Raw genomic sequence first — 22,538 nt, 5'->3', positions numbered from 1 at the left:
TTGGGGATAACTTGTGGCGAGGGAGCTTGCTCCCGCTGGGCTACGAAGTAGCCCCAAAGCTTTTGGGCGGGCTTGGCCCGCCAGCGGGAGCAAGCTCCCTCGCCACAAATGCCTAGAGGGTCTTGCTCGAAGCCGGATTGATCATCCGCGCCAACCCAAGGTTCTTCAGCGCCAGTTGCAAAGAGCTGTGGATCACCTGCGGGTTGTCGATGGTCATCACTTCGGCCAGCAGCTCCTGGGCCTTGCTGAGGTTGATCTGGCGCAGCATCCACTTCACTTTCGGCAGGTTGGTGGCGTTCATCGACAGGCTGTCGAAGCCCATCGCCATCAACAGCACCGCCGCTGCCGGGTCGCCGGCCATTTCGCCGCAGATGCTCACCGGCTTGCCTTCGGCATGGGCGTCGCGGACCACGGTTTGCAGGGCTTGCAGCACGGCTGGGTGCAGGTAGTCGTACAGGTCGGCCACCCGTGGGTTGTTGCGGTCCACGGCCAGCAGGTACTGGGTCAGGTCGTTGGAGCCGACCGACAGGAAGTCCACCTGCCGCGCCAGTTCCTTGGTCTGGTACACCGCCGCCGGAATCTCGATCATCACGCCCACTGGCGGCATCGGCACGTCGGTGCCTTCGTCGCGCACTTCGCCCCAGGCGCGGTGGATCAGGTGCAGGGCTTCTTCCAGCTCATGGGTGCCGGAAATCATCGGCAACAGGATGCGCAGGTTGTTCAGGCCTTCGCTGGCCTTGAGCATGGCGCGGGCCTGGACCAGGAAGATCTCCGGGTGATCGAGCGTTACACGAATGCCGCGCCAACCCAGGAACGGGTTTTCTTCCTTGATCGGGAAGTAGGACAAGGCTTTGTCGCCGCCGATGTCCAGGCTGCGCATGGTCACCGGTTGCGGATGGAACGCGGCCAGTTGCTCGCGGTAGATCGCCAGCTGTTCCTTCTCGCTGGGGAAGCGCTGGTTGATCATGAACGGCACTTCGGTGCGGTACAGCCCGACGCCCTCGGCGCCGCGCTTCTGCGCCCGGGCCACGTCGGCCAGCAGGCCGGTGTTGACCCACAGCGGCATGCGGTGGCCGTCGAGCGTGACGCACGGCAGGTCGCGCAGCGCATCCAGGCCCAGGGACAGTTGCTTTTCTTCCTCGACCACATCGGCAAACTGCTTGCGCAGCACGTCGCTGGGGTTGGTGTAGACCTCGCCGTGATAGCCGTCGACGATCATCTCGATGCCATCGACCTTGGAGTACGGCAGGTCCACCAGGCCCATCACCGTCGGGATGCCCATGGCCCGGGCCAGGATCGCAACGTGGGAGTTGCCCGAACCCAGTACCGAGACCAGCCCCGCCAGCTTGCCTTCGGGCACTTCGCCGAGCATGGCCGGGGTCAGCTCTTCGCTGACCAGGATGGTGTTGTCGGGATAGACCAGGGTCTGCTGGCGTTCCTGCTGCAAGTAGGCCAGCAGCCGGCGACCGAGGTCCTTGACGTCGGATGCGCGTTCGCGCAGGTAGGCGTCGTCCATCAGTTCGAAACGGTTGACGTGGTCGCTCACCACTTGGCGCAGTGCGCCCTGGGCCCATTGGCCGGTCTTGATGACCGTGGTCACTTCGCTGCCGAGGGAGGCGTCGTCGAGCATCATCAGGTAGACGTCGAACAGCGCGCGCTCTTCAGGGCGCAGTTGCGTCGCCAGCTTGGCCGACAGGGCGCGCATGTCGGCCCGCACGCCTTCGATGGCGGTCTTGAACAGGCCCAGCTCGGCATCGATGTCGGTGATGGTCTTGTCCGGCACGACGTCGAGGTCGGCGGGTGGCAACATGACCACCGCCGTGCCCACGGCCGCGCCCGGCGAACCCGGCACGCCAACGAACTTGGCTTCCTGGATGCCCTTGCCCTGGCGCCCCAGGCCGCTGATCGAGCCAGTGGCCTCGGCATGGGCGATAACCCCGGCCAGTTGCGCGCTCATGGTCACAAGGAAGGCTTCTTCACCTTCGTCGAACTGGCGGCGTTCTTTTTGCTGGATGACCAACACGCCGACGACGCGGCGGTGGTGGATGATCGGTGCGCCGAGGAACGAGGCGTAGCGTTCTTCCCCGGTTTCGGCGAAGTAGCGATAGCGCGGGTGATCCGCGGCGTTTTCGAGGTTCAGGGGTTCTTCGCGCGTGCCGACCAGGCCGACCAGACCTTCATTGGGGGCCATGCTGACCTTGCCGATCGAGCGCTTGTTCAAGCCCTCGGTGGCCATCAGCACGAAACGGTTGGTCTCGGGGTCCAGCAGGTAGACCGAGCAGACCTGGCTGCCCATGGCCTCTTTGACGCGCAATACAATAATCCCCAACGCCGCCTTGAGATCCTTGGCGGAGTTAACTTCCTGGACGATCTTGCGCAGCGTATTGAGCATGGCTCGGGGTCGAACTCCGTCGTCAGTCGCGCGTCAGCAGGCGCGGGGCAAGCTCTTTGAGGGCGCGCCGGTACACCTCGCGCTTGAATGTCACCACCTGGCCCAACGGATACCAATAGCTGACCCAGCGCCAGCCATCGAACTCCGGTTTACCGGTCAAATCCATCCGCACCCGCTGCTCGTTGGAGATCAGGCGCAGGAGAAACCATTTCTGCTTCTGGCCGATGCACAGCGGCTGGCTGTGCGTCCTGACCAGGCGTTGCGGCAAACGATAGCGCAACCAGCCGCGGGTGCAGGCGAGTATTTCGACATCTTCTCGCTCCAGCCCCACTTCTTCGTTCAACTCGCGGTACAAGGCCTCTTCCGGCGTCTCCTGGGGGTTGATCCCGCCTTGAGGAAACTGCCAGGCGTCTTGATTGATACGGCGAGCCCATAGCACCTGCCCTGCATCATTCGTGAGAATGATCCCCACATTGGGGCGGAAACCATCGGGGTCGATCACGGCAACAACCTCGCAAACGCATGTCGCCGCATTGTTCCACAAAGGTTGTGAAAGCAGCAACGCGCCCGCCTAGCTTATGTGCACTCTTGTGAAAAGTCCGTATTCTGGACGCCTTTCTTCAGAAATTTCAGCGAGTAACTGCAATGCGGCTGGCTTTATTCGACTTGGACAACACCTTGCTGGGCGGCGACAGCGACCACGCGTGGGGCGATTACTTGTGCGAGCGCGGGTTCCTCGACGCGGTGACCTACAAGGCGCGCAACGACGAGTTCTACCAGGATTACCTGGCCGGCAAGCTCGACAACGCCGAGTATCTGAATTTCTGCCTGGAAATCCTCGGCCGTACCGAGATGGAAGTGCTGGCACAGTGGCATCTGGACTACATGCGCGATTGCATCGAACCGATCGTGCTGCCCCAGGCCATCGAGCTGCTGGAAAAGCACCGCGATGCCGGGGACAAACTGGTGATCATCACCGCCACCAACCGCTTCGTCACCGGGCCGATTGCCGAGCGCCTGGGGGTCGAGACCCTGATCGCCACCGAATGCGAAATGATCGATGGGCGCTACAGTGGGCGCAGCACCGACATCCCGTGTTTCCGTGAGGGCAAGGTGCACCGGTTGAATCGCTGGTTGGAAGAGACCGGCCATTCCCTCGACGGCAGCTATTTCTATAGCGACTCGATGAACGATCTGGCGTTGTTGGAAGTGGTGACGCATCCGGTGGCGGTGGATCCGGATCCGAATCTTAAAGCCGAGGCCCAGAAGCGGGGTTGGCCGGTGATTTCGTTGCGCAATTGACTGTGGGAGCAAGGCTTGCCCGCGATTGGCTGTGGGAGCAAAGCTTGCTCGCGATTGGCATACGTACCTTCGCATCGCGTAAAGCCAATCGCGGGCAAGCCTTGCTCCCACAGACTGTGTTTTAAACCGGCTTGGCCCCCATCAACCCCGCAATGGCGATAAAGCAGACAACACTGAACAGGGCCAGGGCAAAGCTGAATTTCCCGCTGCCTCCCGGCGTCTTGCGCAATTTGTTCAATCGCACCACCAGCCAGAACCCCGTCAGCGCCGCCAGGGTGTAGAGCACGCTGGAAGCCAGCAGCCAGGTCTGCCCCAGCGGCCAGCCAACCTGATGCACCATCCACCAGCCCGTGAAGGGCAGGCTCGCCAGTGCCAGGATCATCGCCAGCCAGATGAACAGTCGCGGACGTTGCAGCGTGCGTGCGGCCGCCGTGGCATCGCCGTTGCGGCGCGTGCGCCAGACCCAGATGGCCAGCCCCAGGGCACCCGCCAGCAGCAGTACGGTGGCGATGACGTGAGCGATCTTCAATGCAGTCAATGTTTCCATTGTTGGATTTTCCTCAAGTCCTGCTCACAGCCTAGCCCGGCTTTCTCAACCCAGGAACAGCTGATACGCCGGGTTGTCGCTCTCGTCCCAGTACGGATAGCCGATTTGCTCCAGGGCGGCCGGCACCAGGTGACGTTCCTCGTGGGGCACTTGCAGGCCGGCGACCACACGGCCATCCGCCGCACCGTGGTTGCGGTAGTGGAACATCGAGATATTCCAGCGTCCGCCCAGCTTGTTGAGGAAGTTGAACAACGCGCCCGGGCGCTCCGGGAATTCGAAGCGCAGCACCACTTCGTCGATGACGTGGGCCGCATGCCCGCCGACCATGTGACGGATGTGCAGCTTGGCCAGTTCGTTGTCGGTGAGGTCGAGTACTGGGAAACCTTGTTCCGTCAGGCTGGCGATCAGCTTGCCGCGCGGGTCGTTTTCCGGGTGCGTCTGCACGCCGACGAAAATGTGCGCTTCGCTGCCGGTGTTGTAGCGATAGTTGAATTCGGTGATCTGGCGCTTGCCGATGGCTTCGCAGAACGCCTTGAAGCTGCCCGGCTTCTCGGGAATGGTCACCGCGATGATCGCTTCGCGACCCTCGCCCAGCTCGGCGCGTTCGGCGACATGGCGCAGGCGGTCGAAGTTGACGTTGGCGCCGGAGTCGATGGCCACCAGGGTCTGGCCGCTGACGCCGCGCGACTCGACGTACTTCTTGATTCCCGCTACGCCCAATGCGCCGGCAGGTTCGGTGATCGAGCGGGTATCGTCGTAGATATCCTTGATGGCGGCGCAGATCTCGTCGGTGCTGACGGTGATCACTTCATCCACATGGTGCTTGCAGATATCGAAGGTGTGCTGGCCGATCTGGGCCACGGCGACGCCGTCGGCGAACAGCCCCACGGTTGGCAGCACCACACGCTCGCCGGCGGCCATGGCCGCTTGCAGGCAATTGGAGTCATCCGGCTCGACGCCGATGACCTTGATGTCCGGGCGCAGGTATTTCACGTAGGCCGCGATCCCTGCGATCAATCCGCCACCGCCCACCGGGACGAAGATCGCATCCAGGCGACCCGGGTGCTGGCGCAGGATCTCCATCGCCACCGTGCCCTGCCCGGCAATGGTGTGGGGATCGTCATAAGGGTGGATGTAGACGTAGCCCTTTTCGTCGACCAGTTTGAGCGAATAGGCCAGGGCTTCGGGGAACGAATCGCCGTGCAGCACCACTTTGCCGCCTCGCGAGCGCACGCCTTCGACCTTGATTTCCGGGGTGGTCTTGGGCATCACGATGGTGGCCTTGACGCCCAGCACCTTGGCCGCCAGGGCCAGGCCCTGGGCGTGATTGCCCGCTGAAGCCGTGACCACGCCGCGTGCGCGCTCTTCGTCGCTGAGCTGGGTCAGCTTGTTGTAGGCCCCGCGAATCTTGAACGAGAACACCGGTTGCAGGTCCTCGCGCTTGAGCCAAATGCTGTTGCCCAGCCGTTCGGAGAGCTGGCGAGCCCTCTGCAGTGGGGTTTCTACGGCAACGTCGTAGACGCGCGAGGTGAGGATCTTCTTGACGTACTGTTCGAGCATCGGAAAGCATCACTGAGCGGGTTGGGCAGGGCCAAGGAGTCTAACCCGGCTTTTGGCCGGGCGACCACACGAATTAAGGCACTTCGAGCGCAGAAATCCCCGTGGCGAGGGCGCTTGCTCCCGCTCGACTGCGAAGCAGGCGCGATTGATCGCTGCTGTATATCAATGGGGGACCGCTTCGCGGTCCAGCGGGAGCAAGCTCCCTCGCCACGCTGGATCGGTGCCAATCAGGCAATGACCAAGACCCTTTCGGCGCCTATAATGCCGGCTTTTCGTTCCCACTCGGCACCTTCGGAGCCCGCATGACCCAGGATCAACTCAAACAGGCCGTGGCCCAGGCTGCTGTCGACCTCATCCTCCCGAAACTGGATGACAAGAGCATTGTCGGGGTGGGCACTGGCTCCACGGCCAATTGCTTCATCGACGCGCTGGCACAGCACAAGGGCGCGTTCGACGGTGCGGTCGCCAGCTCCGAAGCCACCGCCGCGCGCCTCAAGGGCCACGGGATTCCGGTGTATGAACTCAACACCGTGAGCGATCTGGAGTTCTACATCGACGGCGCCGACGAAAGCGACGCCCACCTGAACCTGATCAAGGGCGGTGGCGCGGCCCTGACCCGCGAGAAAATCGTCGCGGCCGTGGCCAAGACCTTCATCTGCATCGCCGACGCCAGCAAACTGGTGCCGGTGCTCGGCGCATTCCCGTTGCCGGTAGAGGTCATCCCGATGGCGCGCAGCCACGTGGCCCGCCAGTTGGTGAAGCTGGGCGGCGATCCGGTGTATCGCGAAGGCGTGCTGACCGATAACGGCAACATCATCCTCGATGTGCACAACCTGCAGATCACCAACCCGGTGGAGCTGGAAAGCCAGATCAACGCCATCGTCGGCGTGGTCACCAACGGCCTGTTCGCAGCCCGCCCGGCGGACGTGCTTCTGCTCGGGACGCCTGAAGGGGTCAAGACCCTGCGGGCGGAGTAAGCCGAAGCCAAGTGATTATTGAGCTGGACTCAAGCCCGCTCCCACATTGGGGTGTGATGGGGCAGGATCAGCCGATCAAGGCTGCGGCTTCTTGAAGACGTAGAACAGATTCGGCTCGCTCACCAGATACAGGTTGCCGTCATCGTCCATGGCCAGGCCTTCAGCCTGGGGCACGGTTTGCTGCAGGCCGTGACGGCCCTTGCTCAGTGACAAGGTGCTCAACGGCCGGCCGTCGATATCCAGCTCGATAATCAACCGCGACTCCTCGGACAGCGCCAGCAAATGGCCGCTGCGCTCGTCGTATTGCAGGCTTGAGAGATCGCGCACGAACAGCCCGGCGTCACGCTGGGGATTGTTGATGACATGGACCGCGTAGGACTTTTCTGGGTTGTGGTGGGGAAACCCATGCACTTCATAGATCAGCATCGGGTCGCGCTCCTTGGCCACGAACAGCCGCTTGCCCACCGAATCGTAGGCCAACCCTTCGAAACCCTTGTTGCGGGTCATGTGCACGCCGAGGGACATCTGCTCGGCATCGGCCGCGTCGAGGAAGCGGGTGTCGTCTTCCAGGCGAACCTTGATCAGCCGCTGCTGGCTTTCGTCGGAGATGACATAAATGTCTTCGCTGATGAATTCCACCGCCTCGGGATCGCCGAAGCCAATCAGCGCGATACGCCGCAGGACTTTGCCGTCCAGCGACAGCTCGATCAATTCGGCATTCTTGTTGGTGACGGTGAACAGGCTCTGGCGTACCGGATCGAACGTCAGCGCCGACACGTCGTCGTCCAGGCCGTCGATCACCTGTGCCTCGACCGCGACCCGGAATTGGTCCAGGGCGATGGCTTGTTCGTGGGTGGGTTTCCACAGGGTGCCGAGGTTGAACCAGGCGCGTTCGAACAAGCGCAGGTGCTGTCCCGCGGCGATCAGGGCGATCAACGCGGTTGTGGTCAACAAGAGGATCAAGGGTTTGAGGTGGGCGAGTCGACGCATGTGGGGTGGGCTCGGATAGGATCAGGCGGTGGGAAATACCACGACCGCCTGAACTGAAGCTTAATGGCTGTGTGCCACACCCTACAACGAAGGGAGAATAATCCTACAGGGTAATGCCGTTAGCGTTGTTTTTCGAAACGATAGAACAGGTTTGGCTCGCTGACCATGTAGAGGTTGCCGGCCTCGTCGGCGGCGATGCCTTCGGCGCGGGGAATCGTGTCCTTGAGACCGTTGAAGCCCCCCAGCAACGCCATGAAACTGACCTGTTTGCCTTTTTCGTCCAGCTCCAGCAACAGGTGCGAGTCGGCTGAAAGGGCCAGCGTATGACCGGTGCGCGGGTCGATCGCCGCGGCCGAGAGGTTGCGCATCTGGAGCTCATCGCTGGTGTGGGGCTGTTTGTTGCCCGTGAGCGACTGGCTGCCGTCGCTTTTCCAAGTGAACAGGGCTGGCGGGCGTTCCTCGCCAAGTATCAGTTGCTGATTGCGCGGGTCCCAGGCGATGGCTTCGAAGCCCTTGTTCTGGTTCTTCGAGGGTCCGAGATCGTAGAGGGGGAAGTCCGCGCGATTCAGTTCGCGGGTGTTGGCATCTACCTGGACGATCGACAGTGTGTGATCACGTTCGTCGGTAATCGCCAGCAGGCCGTTGTTCATGGAGGCCACGCCTTCGGGGTTGCTCCAGCCCACCAGCGGCATCTTGCGCAGCACGTCACCCTGCAGGGTCAGTTCGGTCAGGAACGGGTTCTTGCCCATGACGGCGAACAGCGTCTTGGTCTGCGGGTTGTAGGTCACGTCGGACGCTTCGTCCTTCTCCATGCCGGGCAGCGGCTTGGCGTCGATCACGGCGTGGTAATCCGGCAGCCAGACGCTTGCCTGGCGCTGGGCCGGGGTTTCGAATTGTTCCGATACCCAGAGCGCGCCCCGGTTATCCCAATGCATCGCAAATGCCAGGCCGTAGGCCGCAGCCGCCACCAGCAGTAACCAGGTGTACCAGGGCAGGGCGAAGCGCGGGCGGCGGGTGGGTTTGGCAGGCGATAGGGTCTGGGTTTTGTCCATTGGGCGATGCGTTCCAGGAAATTCGGCTAGGGGACTGGCAGGTTCAGATACCGCAAAGCCCGGAATTATCCGGATGGCGTGTGAAAAAACAGTAAATGGTGGGGCGGGCACCATGAATCCACTGTGGGAGCGAGCCTGCTCGCGATGGCGGTGTGTCAGCCAACCCTAATGAGTCGGATAGACCGCAATCGCGAGCAGGCTCGCTCCCACAAGGGAGGGTGTGGACTCTGCAGTTAACGAACGCTGCTCTTGAAGCTGCTTGCCCCAGGCAGTTCCAGCACCAGCTCGTCGCCCACGTTCAACGGCCCCACGCCTGCCGGGGTGCCGGTGAGGATCACGTCGCCGGCCTGCAGCGAAAAGCAGCCGGCCATGTGCTGGATCATCGGGACGATGGGGTTGAGCATCAGGCTGCTGTTGCCGTCCTGGCGCACTTCACCGTTGATGGTCAGGCGTACGGGAATGTCGGTCAGGTCGGCAAAAGTGCTGCTGGAGACGAACGGTGCGAGTACCGCTGCGCCGTCGAACGACTTGGCGATTTCCCAAGGCAGGCCCTTGGCCTTGAGCTCGGCTTGCTTGTCCCGCAGGGTCAGGTCCAGGGCCGGGGCGAAGCCGGAAATGGCGTCCAGGACTTCTTCGGCGCTCGGCCGGGTCGACAAGGGTTTGCCGATCAGCACGGCGATTTCTGCCTCGTAGTGCACCGAGCCTCGTTCGGTCGGGATGCTGAAGCCACCTTCCAGTGGCACCACGCAACTGCCCGGCTTGATGAACAACAGTGGCTCGGTGGGCACCGGGTTATCCAGTTCCTTTGCATGTTCGGCGTAGTTACGGCCAATGCACACCAATTTCCCTACCGGGAAATGAATACGGGTACCGTCGACATATTGGTGCTGATAGCTCATTACCGACTCCTGCTTCTGGGTTCATCAGGCATTTTTTTGCGTCAAGCCGCGAAAATCTTGCCCGGGTTCATGATGCCGTTCGGATCGAACACGGCCTTCACCGCTTTCATGTATTCGATCTCCACTGGCGAGCGACTATAAGTCAGATAGTCGCGCTTGGTCATGCCCACGCCGTGTTCGGCGGAAATCGAACCGTTGTACTTCTCGACGGTTTCAAAGACCCATTTGTTCACGGTAGCGCACTTGGCGAAGAACTCATCCTTGCTCAGGTTTTCCGGCTTGAGGATGTTCAGGTGCAGGTTGCCGTCGCCGATATGGCCGAACCAGACAATTTCGAAATCCGGATAGTGTTCGCCGACGATCGCGTCGATTTCCCGCAAGAAGGCCGGCACCTTCGACACCGTGACCGAGATGTCGTTCTTGTACGGCGTCCAGTGGGAAATGGTTTCGGAGATGTACTCGCGCAGCTTCCAGAGGTTGTGCAACTGGGTTTCGCTCTGGCTCATCACGCCGTCGAGCACCCAGCCTTGCTCCACGCAGTGTTCGAAGGTTTCCAGGGCGTGGTTGGCGACTTCCTCGGTGGTGGCTTCGAATTCCAGCAGTGCGTAGAACGGGCACTCGGTGTCGAACGGTGCAGGTACGTCACCGCGTCCCAGGACCTTGGCCAGGGCCTTGTCGGAGAAGAATTCGAAGGCGGTCAGGTCCAGCTTGCCCTGGAAAGCGTGCAATACCGGCATGATCGAGTCGAAGTCCGGCGTGCCGAGCACCATCGCGGTGAGGTTTTTCGGGGCGCGGTCCAGGCGCATGGTGGCCTCGACCACGAAGCCCAGGGTGCCTTCGGCGCCGATGAACAACTGGCGCAGGTCGTAGCCGGTGGCGTTCTTGATCAGGTCCTTGTTCAGTTCCAGCAGGTCGCCCTTGCCGGTGACGACCTTCATGCCAGCCACCCAGTTACGGGTCATGCCATAGCGAATGACCTTGATCCCGCCGGCATTGGTGCCGATATTGCCACCAATCTGGCTGGAACCTGCCGAGGCGAAGTCGACCGGGTAGTACAGGCCATGTTCCTCGGCCTTGTTTTGCAGTTGTTCGGTGACCACGCCGGGCTGGCACACCGCCGTACGGTCGGTGAGGTTCACATCGAGGATCTGGTTCATGTAGTCGAACGACACGACCACTTCGCCGTTGGCCGCCACGGCAGCGGCGGAAAGGCCGGTGCGCCCGCCCGACGGCACCAGCGCAACCTTGTGCGCGTTGGCCCAGCGCACGATGGCCTGGACTTGCTCGATGGTTTTTGGAAAGACGATGGCTGTCGGTGCCGGGGCGAAGTGCTTGGTCCAATCCTTGCCATAAGCGTTCAGGGAGTCCGCATCGGTCAGGACCTTGCCAGGTTCGACCAGGGATTTCAGCTCTTCTATCAGGACAGGGTGGGTCATCGACAGAACTCTCGCACAATTCATGGTCACCCTGAAGACGCTTCACGTCGCAGAATGAGTGTTTGGAGGTCGCATATGCTAGCATACGCCCCCCGCAGAGGCGTGCTAACAGGCCGAGCTGCGGGCGCGGCGAATCCGCCGCGCGGGCAGCCTGACGTTGCCCACTTCCCTGCCATTTTTCTCTGGGATACAGGTTACGCAGATGAGCAAGACTTCTCTCGATAAGAGCAAGATCAAGTTCCTTCTTCTCGAAGGCGTCCACCAATCGGCTGTCGACGTCCTCAAGTCGGCGGGCTACACCAGCATCGAGTACATCACCAGTTCTCTGCCGGAAGCCCAGCTCAAGGAAAAGATCTCCGATGCTCACTTCATCGGCATTCGCTCCCGCACCCAACTGACCGAAGAGATCTTCGACCACGCCAAGAAACTGGTCGCAGTCGGCTGTTTCTGCATCGGCACCAACCAGGTGAACCTCAACGCGGCGCGCGAGCGCGGTATCGCGGTGTTCAACGCGCCGTACTCCAACACCCGTTCCGTTGCCGAACTGGTGCTGGCCGAAGCGATCCTGCTGCTGCGTGGCATCCCTGAGAAAAATGCTTCCTGCCACCGCGGTGGCTGGATCAAGAGCGCGGCGAACTCCTTCGAGATCCGCGGCAAGAAGCTGGGTATCGTTGGCTACGGTTCGATCGGTACCCAGTTGTCGGTACTGGCCGAAGGCCTTGGCATGCAGGTGTACTTCTACGACACCGTGACCAAGCTGCCGCTGGGCAACGCCACCCAGGTCAACAACTTGCACGAGTTGCTGGGCATGTCCGACATCGTGACCCTGCACGTGCCGGAAACCGCCGCTACCCAATGGATGATCGGCGAGAAGGAAATCCGTGCCATCAAGAAGGGCGGGATCCTGATCAACGCCGCTCGTGGCACCGTGGTCAAGCTCGACGCCCTGGCCGAAGCGATCAAGGACAAGCACCTGATCGGCGCGGCCATCGACGTGTTCCCGGTGGAGCCACGCTCCAACGACGACATCTTCGAAAGCCCGCTGCGTGGCCTGGACAACGTGATCCTGACCCCCCACATCGGCGGTTCCACCGCTGAAGCCCAGGCCAACATCGGCCTGGAAGTGGCGGAAAAACTGGTCAAGTACAGCGACAACGGTACGTCGGTATCGTCGGTGAACTTCCCGGAAGTGGCCCTGCCGGCGCACCCTGGCAAGCACCGCCTGCTGCACGTCCACGAGAACATTCCGGGCGTGATGAGCGAGATCAACAAGGTCTTCGCCGAAAACGGCATCAACATCTCCGGTCAGTTCCTGCAGACCAACGAGAAAGTCGGTTACGTCGTGATCGACGTCGACGCCGAATACTCGGACCTGGCGCAAGAGAAGCTGCAACACATCAAAGGCACCATCCGTTGCCGCGTGCTGTTCTAAGCAGGCCTGGCTTGTAATGAAAAACGGGAGCCCCGCAGGGGGCTCCCGTTTTTTCTGCCTGGCACAAAACCCAACCTGTGGGAGCGGGCTTGCTCGCGAAGGCGGTTTTTTCAGCCGATATATCACTGACTGATACACCGCCTTCGCGAGCAAGCCCTCTCCTACAAGAGGCTGCGGTTTTCCAGGCGGGGCCGGGTTACTTCACGATGACAGTGATCTTCTGGGATACGATCGGCGGATCGAACGGCATGTGGCCGCTGTCGCCCAGTTCCAGTTGCAAAGTGTGCTTGCCTGGGGCCAGCTTGATCTCGGCCTGGGTTTGCGCTTTGCCAAAGTGCATGTGGTTGGGGTCATTCGGAATCGGTGCGCCGGCGGCCGGCAGTTTGTCGACATCGATCAGCAGGTGATGATGCCCTGTGTTCTTGGTCATATCGCCGGCCGGAGCCAGGGCGATTTCCTTGACGCCGAACTTGACGGTGAATTCCTGGCTGACGGTGGCGCCGTCCTGCGGCGCTACAATGAACACTTCTGCACCTTTGGGTGCCGGGGTCGCGGCTGACGCCAGCATCGAAGCGCCCAACATCAGGCTGGCCAACGCAGCACGAGACATAAAACTTTTCATTTTTTTCTCCAGTTTTTTCCGTGAAATCCGCGAGGCCATGACAACTTCATGACCAATCGTTGTCGAAGCCTGCAATAACCATAGCAAAGCGAGCCCGAAACGAGCGCCGCTTGTACAAATACAAAGGAGTGACCATGCGTTTTCTGCCTGGCCTGATCTGCCTGCTACCCCTTTTTAGCCCCTTGGCCCATGCCGAACTGATCGATGACATCAACGACCGTGGCGAACTGCGCATCGCCCTTGAGGGCAATACGGCTCCCTTCAACTTCAAGGAGGACGGCAAGCTCACCGGGTTCGAAGTGGAACTGGGTGAAATGCTGGCCGCTGAACTCGATGTGCGCGCCGATTTCGTGGTCACCGAGGCCGGGGACCTGCTGACCGGTGTGGAGAGCGGCAAGTACGACGTCGCCATCAATCACATAGCAATGACCCCGGAACTGGCGGAACGTTTCGACACCAGCGCCGTTTACAGCCACCCGGATGCGCAACTGCTGGCGAGCAAGGAGCCGGAGCCGCGTCCGCTGGTCCTGGCTCAGTCTTTCCAGCCGGAAGAGAAAAGCATCCCGGCGCCGAGCCTGGTGATTCCGTTCCAGAAGGGCAACCCGGCCTTCAAGGCGAGCCTGGACAACGCACTGACGCGTATCAAGGAGGATGGGCGGTTGGAGCAGTTGTCGCGCAAGTGGTTGGGTAAGCAGGAGTGACGAGGCCTGGAAACAAGCGCCCTCGCCACAGGGTTTAGCATCCGCCCGGTCCAGGCGGGCCAGTCTTCAGAGTTTACGCCAGACACTCGCCAGCCAAGGCTGTTGCTCGCGCGGCAGCCCCGCTGGCCGGTAGTAGTGCTCCAGCTCCATAAACCCCGCTTCGGTGAGCAGCGTGCGCCAGGCCGTCAGGTCGTGGTAGGCGCCGAAGCGCTGGCCGTTCCAGCCCTCCTGGTTTTCGCCCCGCGGATTTGAGCTGAACAGCACGCCGCCCGGCTTGAGCGTGGCGTGCAGTTGTTTGAGCACCCGGGGCAATTCCTGGAGTGGGATATGGAACAGCACTGCGTTGGCAAAGATTCCGTCAAAGCGTCCGGCTGGCAGGTCGAGGTTGAGGAAGTCCTGGAGCCAGACCTCGCAGCCGCTGTCCTGGCGAGCCATCCGGGCAAATTCCGCCGAGCCGTCCAGGCCGACCGCCACATGCCCCATCCCGGTAAAGGTGCGCAAGTCACGCCCGGGACCGCAGCCGAAATCGAGAATGTGCAACGGTGCCTGGCCCTGGATATGTCGCAGCAAGGCGTCGATGTTCTGGCTGACATCGTGATCGCGGGTGCCTTCGCGAAAGCTTTCGGCTACTGAATTGTAGTGACCCAGGGTCGTGGCAGTGATGGTGTGCAGGTCGTCGGCTCTGTGTTTCATGGGCATTGGCTGGGGTAGGGAGCGTCCGCCGACTATACCGCAAGATCCTTGGTCTGCCTGTGGTCTGCCTGTGGCTGATCAGTGGGAGCAAGCTTTGCTCCCACTGATCAGCGTTTGTTCAAACCGCGCGCCAAGCGGTCCCCACCCAGTTGGATCAACGCTACCAACGCCACCAGCAACACGATCACCGTGAGCATGATCTGGCTGTCAAAACGTTGGTAGCCATAGCGGTAGGCGATGTCCCCCAGGCCACCGGCACCGATCGCCCCGGCCATGGCCGAGGAGTTGATCATGGTCACCAAGGTGATAGTGAAGCCGCCGACGATACCTGGCAGGGCTTCGGGCAGCAGCACATGCCAAACGATGTGCCAGCGCCGGCAGCCCATGGCCTGGGCGGCTTCGATCAGGCCATGGTCGACCTCCCGCAGGCTGACTTCGGCAATGCGGGCGAAGAATGGCGTGGCGGCGATGGTCAGCGGCACCACCGCAGCCCATACACCGTAGGTGGTGCCGACGATCAGCCGAGTGAACGGGATCAGCGCCACCATCAGGATCAGGAACGGGATCGAACGGAACAGGTTCACGAACGCCCCCAGGGCCCGGTTCAAGGCCGGCGCTTCATAGATCCCGCCCTTGCCGCTGGTGACCAGGATCACCGCCAGCGGAATGCCTGCCAGCAATGCAATCAGCGACGACACGCCCACCATCAGGAAGGTGTCGATGAAACCCTGCAACAACCGATCAAACCACATAACCCAGCACCTCCACCCGTTGTGCCCAATTACCCGCACGTTGCCGCAGTTCCTCGGCACCCCATGACGAGCCGCTCACCGCCAACAGCAGTTGCCCCAACCCGTGGCCCTGGATACGCTCGATGCCTCCGTGCAACAGCCGCACTCGCCCACCGAGGGCGCTGAACAATGCGGCGAGATCGGGTTCATCCCGCCCGATTCCGGTGAATTGAAGGCGCAGCACGGTGGCGGCATCCGCCGATGTCGGCTGTCCCTGCAGACGGTCTTGCAGTTCTTGCGGTAGGGCGTGTTGCAACGGCGCGAGCAGCGTTCGACTGACCTCGTGCTGCGGGTTGCCGAACACTTCCCAGACCGGACCCTGCTCGACGATCCGTCCTTGTTCGAGCACCACCACCCGGTCGCAGACTTCGCGGATCACCGCCATTTCATGGGTGATCAACACGATGGTCAGGCCCAGCCGCTGGTTGATCTCACGCAGCAGGGCGAGGATCGATTGGGTGGTCTCCGGGTCCAGGGCCGAGGTGGCCTCGTCGCACAACAGGATCTGCGGGTCATGGACCAGCGCCCGGGCAATCCCGACCCGCTGCTTCTGCCCGCCGGAGAGTTGCGCCGGATACGCCTTGTGCTTGCCTTGCAGGCCGACCAGCTCCAGCAGCTCGCGAACTTTGCGCTGGCGCAGGTCCTTGGGCACGCCGGCCACTTTCAGCGGCAGCTCGACGTTCTGCCACACCGTCTTGGCCGACATCAGGTTGAAATGCTGGAAGATCATGCCGACGCGCCGGCGCAGCTCCACCAGGCGGTCTTCATCGTAGTCGGCGATGTTCACCTGATCGATCAACACCCGCCCGCTGCTGGGCTGTTCGAGCCGGTTGATGGTGCGGATCAGCGACGACTTGCCAGCGCCGCTGCGGCCGATGATGCCGAACACCTCGCCGCGCTGGATCGCCAGGTCGATGCCCTGCAACGCCGGCACCTGGGCGCCTTCGTAGGTTTTGCCCAAGCCGATGAAGCGCACGTGGGCGCGGTTCAATTCCGGGTGCAGTTCGGTCTGGTCGGCGCTCTGGCGTGTGGGTGTTTCATGTCGGAGTCGAACGTTGACAGCGCTCATGGTCAACCTTCCCAACCGGCCTGGTAGAGCTTGCCGTGGGCCTTGTCCAGGGCAGCACGCACGGCGGGCGAGTGCTGATAGATGTCGACGAACTTGATCAACCGCGGGTCGTTCTTGCTCTTGGGCTGGATCACGAACTGGATGACGTACTCCTTGTGATCGAGGCCGTCGAACAGCAACGCTGAGGTTGCATCGAAGGTCTTGGCCAGGCGGATATAGGCGGGATAGCCCTGCACCAGGTCGGCGTCATCATAGGCGCGCACCAGTTGCACGGCTTCTACTTGCAGGATCTTGAGTTTCTTGGGGTTGGCGACGATGTCTTCTTCGGTGGCTTTGTAGCCTACTCCCGGCTTGAGGGTGATCAGGCCGGCCTTGGCCAGCAGCTGCAAGCCGCGGCCGCTGTTGATGGGGTCGTTGGCGATGGCGACGCTGGCGCCTTCGGGCAGTTCGTCGAAGCTTTTGTATTGCTTCGAATACAGGCCGACGTTGTTGATGATCCCCGGCGCGAACGGCACCAGGTCGAACCCGGCGGCGGCCTTGGCGTTTTCCAGGAACGGAATGTGCTGGAAGTAGTTCACGTCGATGTCACCGGAGGCGAGGCTGACGTTGGGCGCGATCCAGTCGCTGAACTCCACCAGCTCGACTTTCAGGCCTTGCTTGTCGGCCTCCTGCACCGCCGCTTCCAGCGGGATGGCAAACGCAGCAGTGGTGCCGATTTTCAAGGGCGCATCGGCGGCAAACAGCGCCGAGCTGAACAGGCCGAGGGCCAGGGCCAGGGTTTTGACTGGCAGGGAGAGCGCGCGTTTGGTCATGTCAGTTATTCCCGTCATTTTAGGTGCGGTGCATATTTTTTGTGGCGAGCAGAGCTATGTGGGAGCAAGGCTTGCCCGCGATGAAGTTGATGCGGTCTCTCAAAAAAACGAGGTGTCTGCATCGCGAGCAAGCTTTGCTCCCACAGGGTTCAGTATCGGTAGCTCGATCCGGTGTGCTGTTCGGGCAAGTGGCGCCCGGCGTGAAACAACTTTTCGCGCAGAGTGCCGCTGTCGTATTCGGTCTTGTACGAGCCGCGTCGCTGCAGCTCGGGGATCACCAGGTCGATGAAGTCCACGTAGCTTTGCGGCGTGACGAGGCGGGTCAGGTTGAAGCCGTCGAGGCCGGTTTCGGCGATCCACGACTCCAGCTCATCGGCCACCTGTGCGGGTGAACCCACCACCGTGATGTAGCGACCGCCCAAGGCGTGCTGCTCCAGCAGTTTGCGTCGGGTCCAGTCGTTGTTTTGCAGGGTCTTGGTGGCGGACTGGATGGCGTTGCTCTTCACGTACTGGATCGGCTCGTCCAGTTCATACGCGGAAAAGTCGATGCCCGTGGAGGCGGAAAAATGCGCCACCCCGGCCTCGGCGCTGGCATGGCCCAGGTACTCGGCATGCTTGGCCCGGGCGGCCGTTTCGGTCGCGCCGACGATCACGTTCAGGCCCATGAACACCTTGATGTCACCGGGGTTGCGCCCGGCATGGGCGGCGCTGGCGCGAACCTTGTCCACCTGCACCTTGGTCGCCGGTTTGTTCTGGCCGCTGATGAACACGCACTCGGCGTGCTGCCCGGCGAACAGCAAGCCGCGCTCCGAACTGCCGGCCTGGAACAGCACCGGCGTGCGCTGGGGCGAGGGTTCGCAAAGGTGATACCCCTCGACCTGGTAGAACTCGCCTTGGTGCCGAACCTTGTGCACCTTCTCGGGCAGGGCATAAATCCGCCGTTCGCGATCGTTGAGTACGGCGTCGTTTTCCCAGCTGCCTTCCCAGAGTTTGTAGAGCACTTTCAGGTACTCGTCGGCCTGGTCGTAACGACGGTCGTGCTCGACTTGCGCGGTCAGGCCCATGGCCTTGGCCGCGCTGTCCAGGTAACCGGTGACGATGTTCCAGCCGACCCGACCACGACTCAGGTGATCGAGGGTGCTCATGCGGCGGGCGAACAGGTAGGGCGGCTCGTAGGTGAGGTTGGCGGTGAGGCCGAAACCGAGGTTCTTCGTCACGGCGGCCATCGCGGAGACCAGCAGCAACGGGTCGTTGACCGGCAGCTGGATCGACTCTTTGAGCGTGACGTCCACCGACTGCTGATACACGTCATACACCCCGACGATATCAGCGAGGAACAGCCCGTCGAACAGCCCGCGTTCGAGCAACTGGGCCAGGCTCGTCCAATATTCGAGGGTGTTGTACTGCGTCGACGTATCCTGTGGATGGGTCCACAGGCCGTGATTGATGTGGCCGATGCAGTTCATGTTGAACGCGTTGAGCAGGATCTTTTTCTTGTCGGCCGCCATCAGATCGTCCCCCGCAGCGGCGGCTTTTCATCGTTGAGGTAGAAGTTGCCCACCGCGTGGTATTTCCAGCGCACCGGGTCGTGCAGCGTGTGCACCCGGGCATTGCGCCAGTGACGATCGAGACCATGTTCGGCCAGGGTCGCCTGGCTACCGGCCAGTTCGAACAATGTGGTGCCGGCGGCCAGAGAAATTTCGGTGCTGATGGCGCGGGCTTCGGCCACGGCGATCGAGGCGGCGGCGACCGTCTCGGCATCAGGGGCGGCCTGGGCCTGGTCGAGAAACTCGCCGGCGCGCTCCAGCAGGGCTTCGGCGGCGTGCAGGCGGATGCTCAACTGGCCGAAACTCTTGAGGGTGAGCGGATCTTCAGTGGCGATGTCGCTGGTGGCGTCGATCCACGGCCGGGTTTTGGTCCGGACAAAATGCAAGGCGTCTTCATAGGCCGCGCGGGCGATGCCGGTGTCGATGGCCGCGTGCAGAATCTGCGCCAGCGGCCCGACTGGCGTGGGGCGTTCGAAGGCGCGCTGGAACGGCACGATGTCTTCGGCGGCAACGTGGACATCTTCGAATACCACCGAGCCGCTGCCGGTGGTGCGCTGGCCAAAGCCGCTCCAGTCGTCGATCACCGTCAGGCCCTTGCTGTTGCTGGGGACGAACGCCAGTTGCTGCACGCCGTGCTCGTCCACCACTGAGGTGGGGATGCGCTGGGCGTAGATCGCGCCCGTGGCGTAGAACTTGCGACCGTTGATGCGATAACCCGCGCCGTCTCGGCGCAGTTGGGTGGTGCGGTCGTGGGCGGTCTTGGTTCCCAATTCCGCCAGGGCATTGCCAAAACGTTGGCCGGCCAGCACCTCGGCGTACAGGCGCTGCTTTTGCGCTTCGCTGCCATTCACCCGCAGCACTTCCAGCGCGTAGTAGTGGTTTTGTGGAATCTGTCCGAGGGAACCGTCGGCCTGGGCGATCAGTGCGATAACCTTGGCCAGGGTGACGTTGGACACGCCGGCGCCGCCATAGGCCTTGGGTACGCTGATGCCCCACAGGCCCGAGCGGGAGAAGGCCTCCAACTCCGGGTGCGGCAGGCGACGCTCGCGGTCGCGCAGGGCGCTGTCGCGCTTGAAGTCATCGGCCAGGTCGTTGGCCACGATCAGGGCTTGTTCATCGCTGGTGATCACCGCGACGTGTTGGGAAAGCGTCATGTGCTGCTCCAGAGGTCGGGTCGTCAGATCCAGGAATGCCGGGCCGGCAAGGTGCCGTTCAGGTGGTAGGCGCCTACCGCGTGATACTTCCAGCGCACCGGGTCGTGCAGGGTGTGGACCCGTGCGTTGCGCCAATGGCGATCGAGGTTGAATTCGGCGAGGGTGGCGCGGCTGCCGGCCAGCTCGAAGAGTTTTTCGCTGGCGTGCAGAGCGATCTCGGTGGTCAGCACCTTGGCTTCGGCCACGGCAATCGAGGCGCGGGCGGCCGACTGCGCAGTGATGGGCGCGGCGCTGACCTCGTCCAGTACCTGACCGGCCTTGCGCAGCAGCGCTTCGGCCGCGTGCAGTTCAATCTTCAGCTTGCCGATGTCGGCGATCACGTAGAGGTCGTCGCTGGCCCGCTCGACCTTGGCGTCTATCCACGGCCGGGCGCGTTCGCGAACGAAGGCGATGGCGTCGTCAATGGCTCCCCGGGCAATGCCTGCGTCGATGGCGGCCTGGATCAGCTGTGAGATCGCGCCTTGCACATTCGGCGCTTCGTTGATGCGCCAGTTATCCAGGACCAGGTCGGCGTCGACCCGCACATGGTTGAGCAGCACGGTGCCGCTGGCCGTGGTGCGCTGGCCGAACCCCGACCAGTCGTCGACGATGCGCAGGCCCGGTGTGCCACGACGGACGAATGCCAGCACTTGCCGACCCTCGTCGTTGAGCGCCTTGACCGCCACCCAATGGGCGAACAGCGCACCCGTGGAATAGAACTTCTGGCCATCGATGACAAAGCTGTCGCCGTCGGCAGTGATCCGGGTCTTGAGTTCAAGGGTATTGCGAACGCCACGTTCCGGCCCGGCGTTGCCGATACGCCAGCCTTCCAGCACGCTTTGCAGGAGGAATTTCTTCTGCCGCTCGGTGCCGGTGCCGAGGATCAGTTGGAGAATGCCAAACTGGTTTTGCGGGATCTGTCCCAGGGCCGGGTCGGCGGCGGAAATGATCGCGAACACATCGGCGATCGTGACGAACGAGACCTGCGGGCCACCGTATGCCCGGGGAATGGCGATGCTGCCCAATCCGCTGCGGGTGAATTGTTCGATTTCCGACCAGGGCAGTTTGCGTTGTTGGTCGCGCCGGGCGGCTTGCTGACGGGCCACTTGCGCCAGTTCGCGAGCGGCCTTGATGGCCTCGGCGTCGTTGCGCAGTACCTGCGCTGGCAACAACAGGGGAGCGATGTCCAGGTCGCTCTGGACCTTTGCTTGCGCCAGATCCGACATCACCGCCGCTCCGTGGCTGCTGGCAGCGCCCTGGCGCCCTGCACTGGGGTGTTTGTGTTCCGTACCATACCCACCTCACATCTCTTCTAAAACGCCGCGTTTGCGACGAACAAAATCAGGAATGTCCGGTGGTCCGGTGTATATACCTTATTCACTTGTAAAAAGTTTTAGAACTACCTTTTAGGAATATGGATAGGTTGGTTTTGTGCGCTCACAGGGTGAACAGGCTTTTTGTGGCGAGGGAGCTTGCTCCCGCTGGGTTGCGCAGCAACCCTTGCTTTTTGCCAATGGGTGCGAAGCGTTCACAAAGAGTGGGGCTGCTACGCAGCCCAGCGGGAGCAAGCTCCCTCGCCACAGGGTCATCGTTTTTCTTGAGTGAACAGCATGGGGCCGATCAAGCTTTTGTGCGACGCGGTTCGGCGACCATGAGCGCCTCTTTCGGCGGGCTCTTGAGGTACGGATTGGCGCAACCGATCTTCAACGTCCGCGGCGGCGCCCATTGGGAATTGTTGCCCACGCGGTCGAGGATGCAGTAGGTCACCTCCAGGCGCAGGTCTTCTCCCGCTTCAAGGATGATCTCCGGCGGCACCCAGATGTTGATCGGCTGCCCGACCTCGCCGGCCGTGACCGCCGGCAGGTCCATGCGCACGTCACCCCAGCGCAGCGTCACGGCATCGCCAACCGCCATGTTCAGGTAGGGGTCGATGGTCAACGGTACGCCGCGCTTGACCTGATTGGGGTTTACGCCATGGCGCCGGATGGCGTCCGGAATCCGCACGGGTGCCAGCCCTTGGTTTTCGTCGCCGCTCAAGGCCGATGGCTGGCCGCCCGGGCAATCGAGCTTGACCTGGACCCGTCGTTTGGCCGAAAGCACCGGGCCGCGTCCGACCTGCATCACGCGGTAGTGAATGCACGAGGTTCCGTGGGTGATGAAGCTCTCCGGTATGCGTAGCGTGATGCTGTCCTGCATATCCTGCGGCGTCACCAGGTGCGAGCCGACGTAGCAGTCGTCCCAGAACAGCTCGATCAAATCGCCCGTGTCCATGCCGGGATAGGCGGCGATGGCGACTTCCAGGCGGGCGGCGCTGGTGATGTTGACGCCGGTGCGGTGAGCATTGGCCAGGATGGGCGCGGCCAGGGCGGTTATCTTCGACGTACATGTCATGCAGTTCTCCTTGATGCTTGAAAGCGAAATCCATTTCGGGAAGAGCAACGGCGTTCAATCTCGACATATTTTTAGTTATGCAGTTATCAATCCCGACGACAGGACTCGCCGTGCGGAACAAAAAATAATGTG

The 22,538-nt window shown here is 62.0% G+C and carries 21 protein-coding genes; 4 read left to right on the top strand and 17 right to left on the bottom strand.

What is annotated here, in order from left to right; translation table 11 throughout:
- Positions 1-112 precede the first annotated feature (112 nt).
- On the bottom strand, positions 113-2,392 hold the full coding sequence (ptsP, locus tag ACODSJ_RS02250; protein ID WP_489100175.1) for a phosphoenolpyruvate--protein phosphotransferase: 2,280 nt from the start codon (positions 2,390-2,392) through the stop codon (positions 113-115).
- 22 nt (positions 2,393-2,414) lie between these two features.
- On the bottom strand, positions 2,415-2,894 hold the full coding sequence (locus ACODSJ_RS02245; RefSeq protein WP_003186867.1) for an RNA pyrophosphohydrolase: 480 nt from the start codon (positions 2,892-2,894) through the stop codon (positions 2,415-2,417).
- 143 nt (positions 2,895-3,037) lie between these two features.
- Between ACODSJ_RS02245 and ACODSJ_RS02240 the strand changes: the two genes are divergently transcribed.
- On the top strand, positions 3,038-3,694 hold the full coding sequence (locus ACODSJ_RS02240) for a histidinol-phosphatase (protein ID WP_489100174.1): 657 nt from the start codon (positions 3,038-3,040) through the stop codon (positions 3,692-3,694).
- Positions 3,695-3,815: 121 nt separating this feature from the next.
- Here ACODSJ_RS02240 and ACODSJ_RS02235 read toward each other — a convergent pair whose 3' ends face one another.
- A complete protein-coding gene (locus ACODSJ_RS02235; protein ID WP_489100173.1) occupies positions 3,816-4,241 on the bottom strand; it encodes a DUF2269 family protein in 426 nt (141 codons plus the stop codon).
- 45 nt (positions 4,242-4,286) lie between these two features.
- Positions 4,287-5,801, bottom strand: coding sequence for a threonine ammonia-lyase, biosynthetic (gene ilvA / locus ACODSJ_RS02230; protein ID WP_489100172.1), 1,515 nt, complete (start codon positions 5,799-5,801; stop codon positions 4,287-4,289).
- Between the two features lie 302 nt (positions 5,802-6,103).
- Here ilvA and rpiA point away from each other — a divergent pair, with 302 nt between their 5' ends.
- Positions 6,104-6,778 (top strand): ribose-5-phosphate isomerase RpiA, encoded by a 675-nt coding sequence (gene rpiA, locus ACODSJ_RS02225; RefSeq protein WP_047226818.1) that lies wholly within the window; start codon positions 6,104-6,106, stop codon positions 6,776-6,778.
- A gap of 75 nt (positions 6,779-6,853) precedes the next feature.
- Here rpiA and ACODSJ_RS02220 read toward each other — a convergent pair whose 3' ends face one another.
- The 4 genes from ACODSJ_RS02220 to ACODSJ_RS02205 form a co-directional block, all read right to left on the bottom strand.
- A complete protein-coding gene (locus tag ACODSJ_RS02220; RefSeq protein ID WP_489100171.1) occupies positions 6,854-7,768 on the bottom strand; it encodes an SdiA-regulated domain-containing protein in 915 nt (304 codons plus the stop codon).
- A gap of 119 nt (positions 7,769-7,887) precedes the next feature.
- On the bottom strand, positions 7,888-8,820 hold the full coding sequence (locus ACODSJ_RS02215) for an SdiA-regulated domain-containing protein (protein WP_489100170.1): 933 nt from the start codon (positions 8,818-8,820) through the stop codon (positions 7,888-7,890).
- Positions 8,821-9,053: 233 nt separating this feature from the next.
- The gene (locus tag ACODSJ_RS02210; protein ID WP_489100169.1) at positions 9,054-9,719 is read right to left on the bottom strand and encodes a fumarylacetoacetate hydrolase family protein; all 666 of its coding nucleotides are present in this window, start codon (positions 9,717-9,719) and stop codon (positions 9,054-9,056) included.
- A gap of 41 nt (positions 9,720-9,760) precedes the next feature.
- On the bottom strand, positions 9,761-11,155 hold the full coding sequence (locus ACODSJ_RS02205; protein ID WP_489100168.1) for an FAD-binding oxidoreductase: 1,395 nt from the start codon (positions 11,153-11,155) through the stop codon (positions 9,761-9,763).
- Positions 11,156-11,357: 202 nt separating this feature from the next.
- On the opposite strand from ACODSJ_RS02205, the gene serA reads away from it, so the two are divergent.
- A complete protein-coding gene (gene serA / locus ACODSJ_RS02200; protein ID WP_489100167.1) occupies positions 11,358-12,587 on the top strand; it encodes a phosphoglycerate dehydrogenase in 1,230 nt (409 codons plus the stop codon).
- Positions 12,588-12,783: 196 nt separating this feature from the next.
- On the opposite strand, the gene ACODSJ_RS02195 is transcribed toward serA, so the two are convergent.
- On the bottom strand, positions 12,784-13,209 hold the full coding sequence (locus tag ACODSJ_RS02195) for a DUF4399 domain-containing protein (protein WP_489100166.1): 426 nt from the start codon (positions 13,207-13,209) through the stop codon (positions 12,784-12,786).
- Between the two features lie 134 nt (positions 13,210-13,343).
- Here ACODSJ_RS02195 and ACODSJ_RS02190 point away from each other — a divergent pair, with 134 nt between their 5' ends.
- The gene (locus ACODSJ_RS02190) at positions 13,344-13,910 is read left to right on the top strand and encodes a transporter substrate-binding domain-containing protein (RefSeq protein ID WP_489100165.1); all 567 of its coding nucleotides are present in this window, start codon (positions 13,344-13,346) and stop codon (positions 13,908-13,910) included.
- A gap of 66 nt (positions 13,911-13,976) precedes the next feature.
- Here the strand turns inward: ACODSJ_RS02190 and ACODSJ_RS02185 are convergent, their stop codons facing one another.
- The 8 genes from ACODSJ_RS02185 to ACODSJ_RS02150 form a co-directional block, all read right to left on the bottom strand.
- Positions 13,977-14,603 (bottom strand): class I SAM-dependent methyltransferase, encoded by a 627-nt coding sequence (locus ACODSJ_RS02185; RefSeq protein ID WP_489100164.1) that lies wholly within the window; start codon positions 14,601-14,603, stop codon positions 13,977-13,979.
- A 107-nt stretch (positions 14,604-14,710) separates the two neighbouring features.
- The gene (locus ACODSJ_RS02180) at positions 14,711-15,355 is read right to left on the bottom strand and encodes a methionine ABC transporter permease (protein WP_489100163.1); all 645 of its coding nucleotides are present in this window, start codon (positions 15,353-15,355) and stop codon (positions 14,711-14,713) included.
- The gene (locus ACODSJ_RS02175; protein WP_489100162.1) at positions 15,345-16,463 is read right to left on the bottom strand and encodes a methionine ABC transporter ATP-binding protein; all 1,119 of its coding nucleotides are present in this window, start codon (positions 16,461-16,463) and stop codon (positions 15,345-15,347) included. The genes ACODSJ_RS02180 and ACODSJ_RS02175 overlap by 11 nt, the downstream gene beginning before the upstream one ends.
- A 2-nt stretch (positions 16,464-16,465) precedes the next feature.
- Positions 16,466-17,275 (bottom strand): MetQ/NlpA family ABC transporter substrate-binding protein, encoded by an 810-nt coding sequence (locus ACODSJ_RS02170; RefSeq protein WP_489100161.1) that lies wholly within the window; start codon positions 17,273-17,275, stop codon positions 16,466-16,468.
- Positions 17,276-17,424: 149 nt separating this feature from the next.
- Complete coding sequence (locus ACODSJ_RS02165) at positions 17,425-18,783, bottom strand: LLM class flavin-dependent oxidoreductase (RefSeq protein WP_489100160.1); 1,359 nt, start codon at positions 18,781-18,783, stop codon at positions 17,425-17,427.
- Positions 18,783-19,976 (bottom strand): SfnB family sulfur acquisition oxidoreductase, encoded by a 1,194-nt coding sequence (locus ACODSJ_RS02160; protein ID WP_489100159.1) that lies wholly within the window; start codon positions 19,974-19,976, stop codon positions 18,783-18,785. The genes ACODSJ_RS02165 and ACODSJ_RS02160 overlap by 1 nt, the downstream gene beginning before the upstream one ends.
- Before the next feature lie 23 nt (positions 19,977-19,999).
- Positions 20,000-21,241, bottom strand: a complete 1,242-nt coding sequence (locus tag ACODSJ_RS02155; RefSeq protein WP_489100158.1) for an SfnB family sulfur acquisition oxidoreductase — start codon at positions 21,239-21,241, stop codon at positions 20,000-20,002.
- Between the two features lie 394 nt (positions 21,242-21,635).
- Positions 21,636-22,406 carry a hypothetical protein gene (locus ACODSJ_RS02150; protein ID WP_489100157.1) on the bottom strand — a complete coding sequence of 257 codons (771 nt, stop codon included), beginning with the start codon at positions 22,404-22,406 and terminating at the stop codon, positions 21,636-21,638.
- Positions 22,407-22,538: the final 132 nt, after the last annotated feature.

This window comes from Pseudomonas sp. FG6, from assembly GCF_057809015.1.
This window is presented reverse-complemented; position numbering and strand designations above follow the sequence as displayed.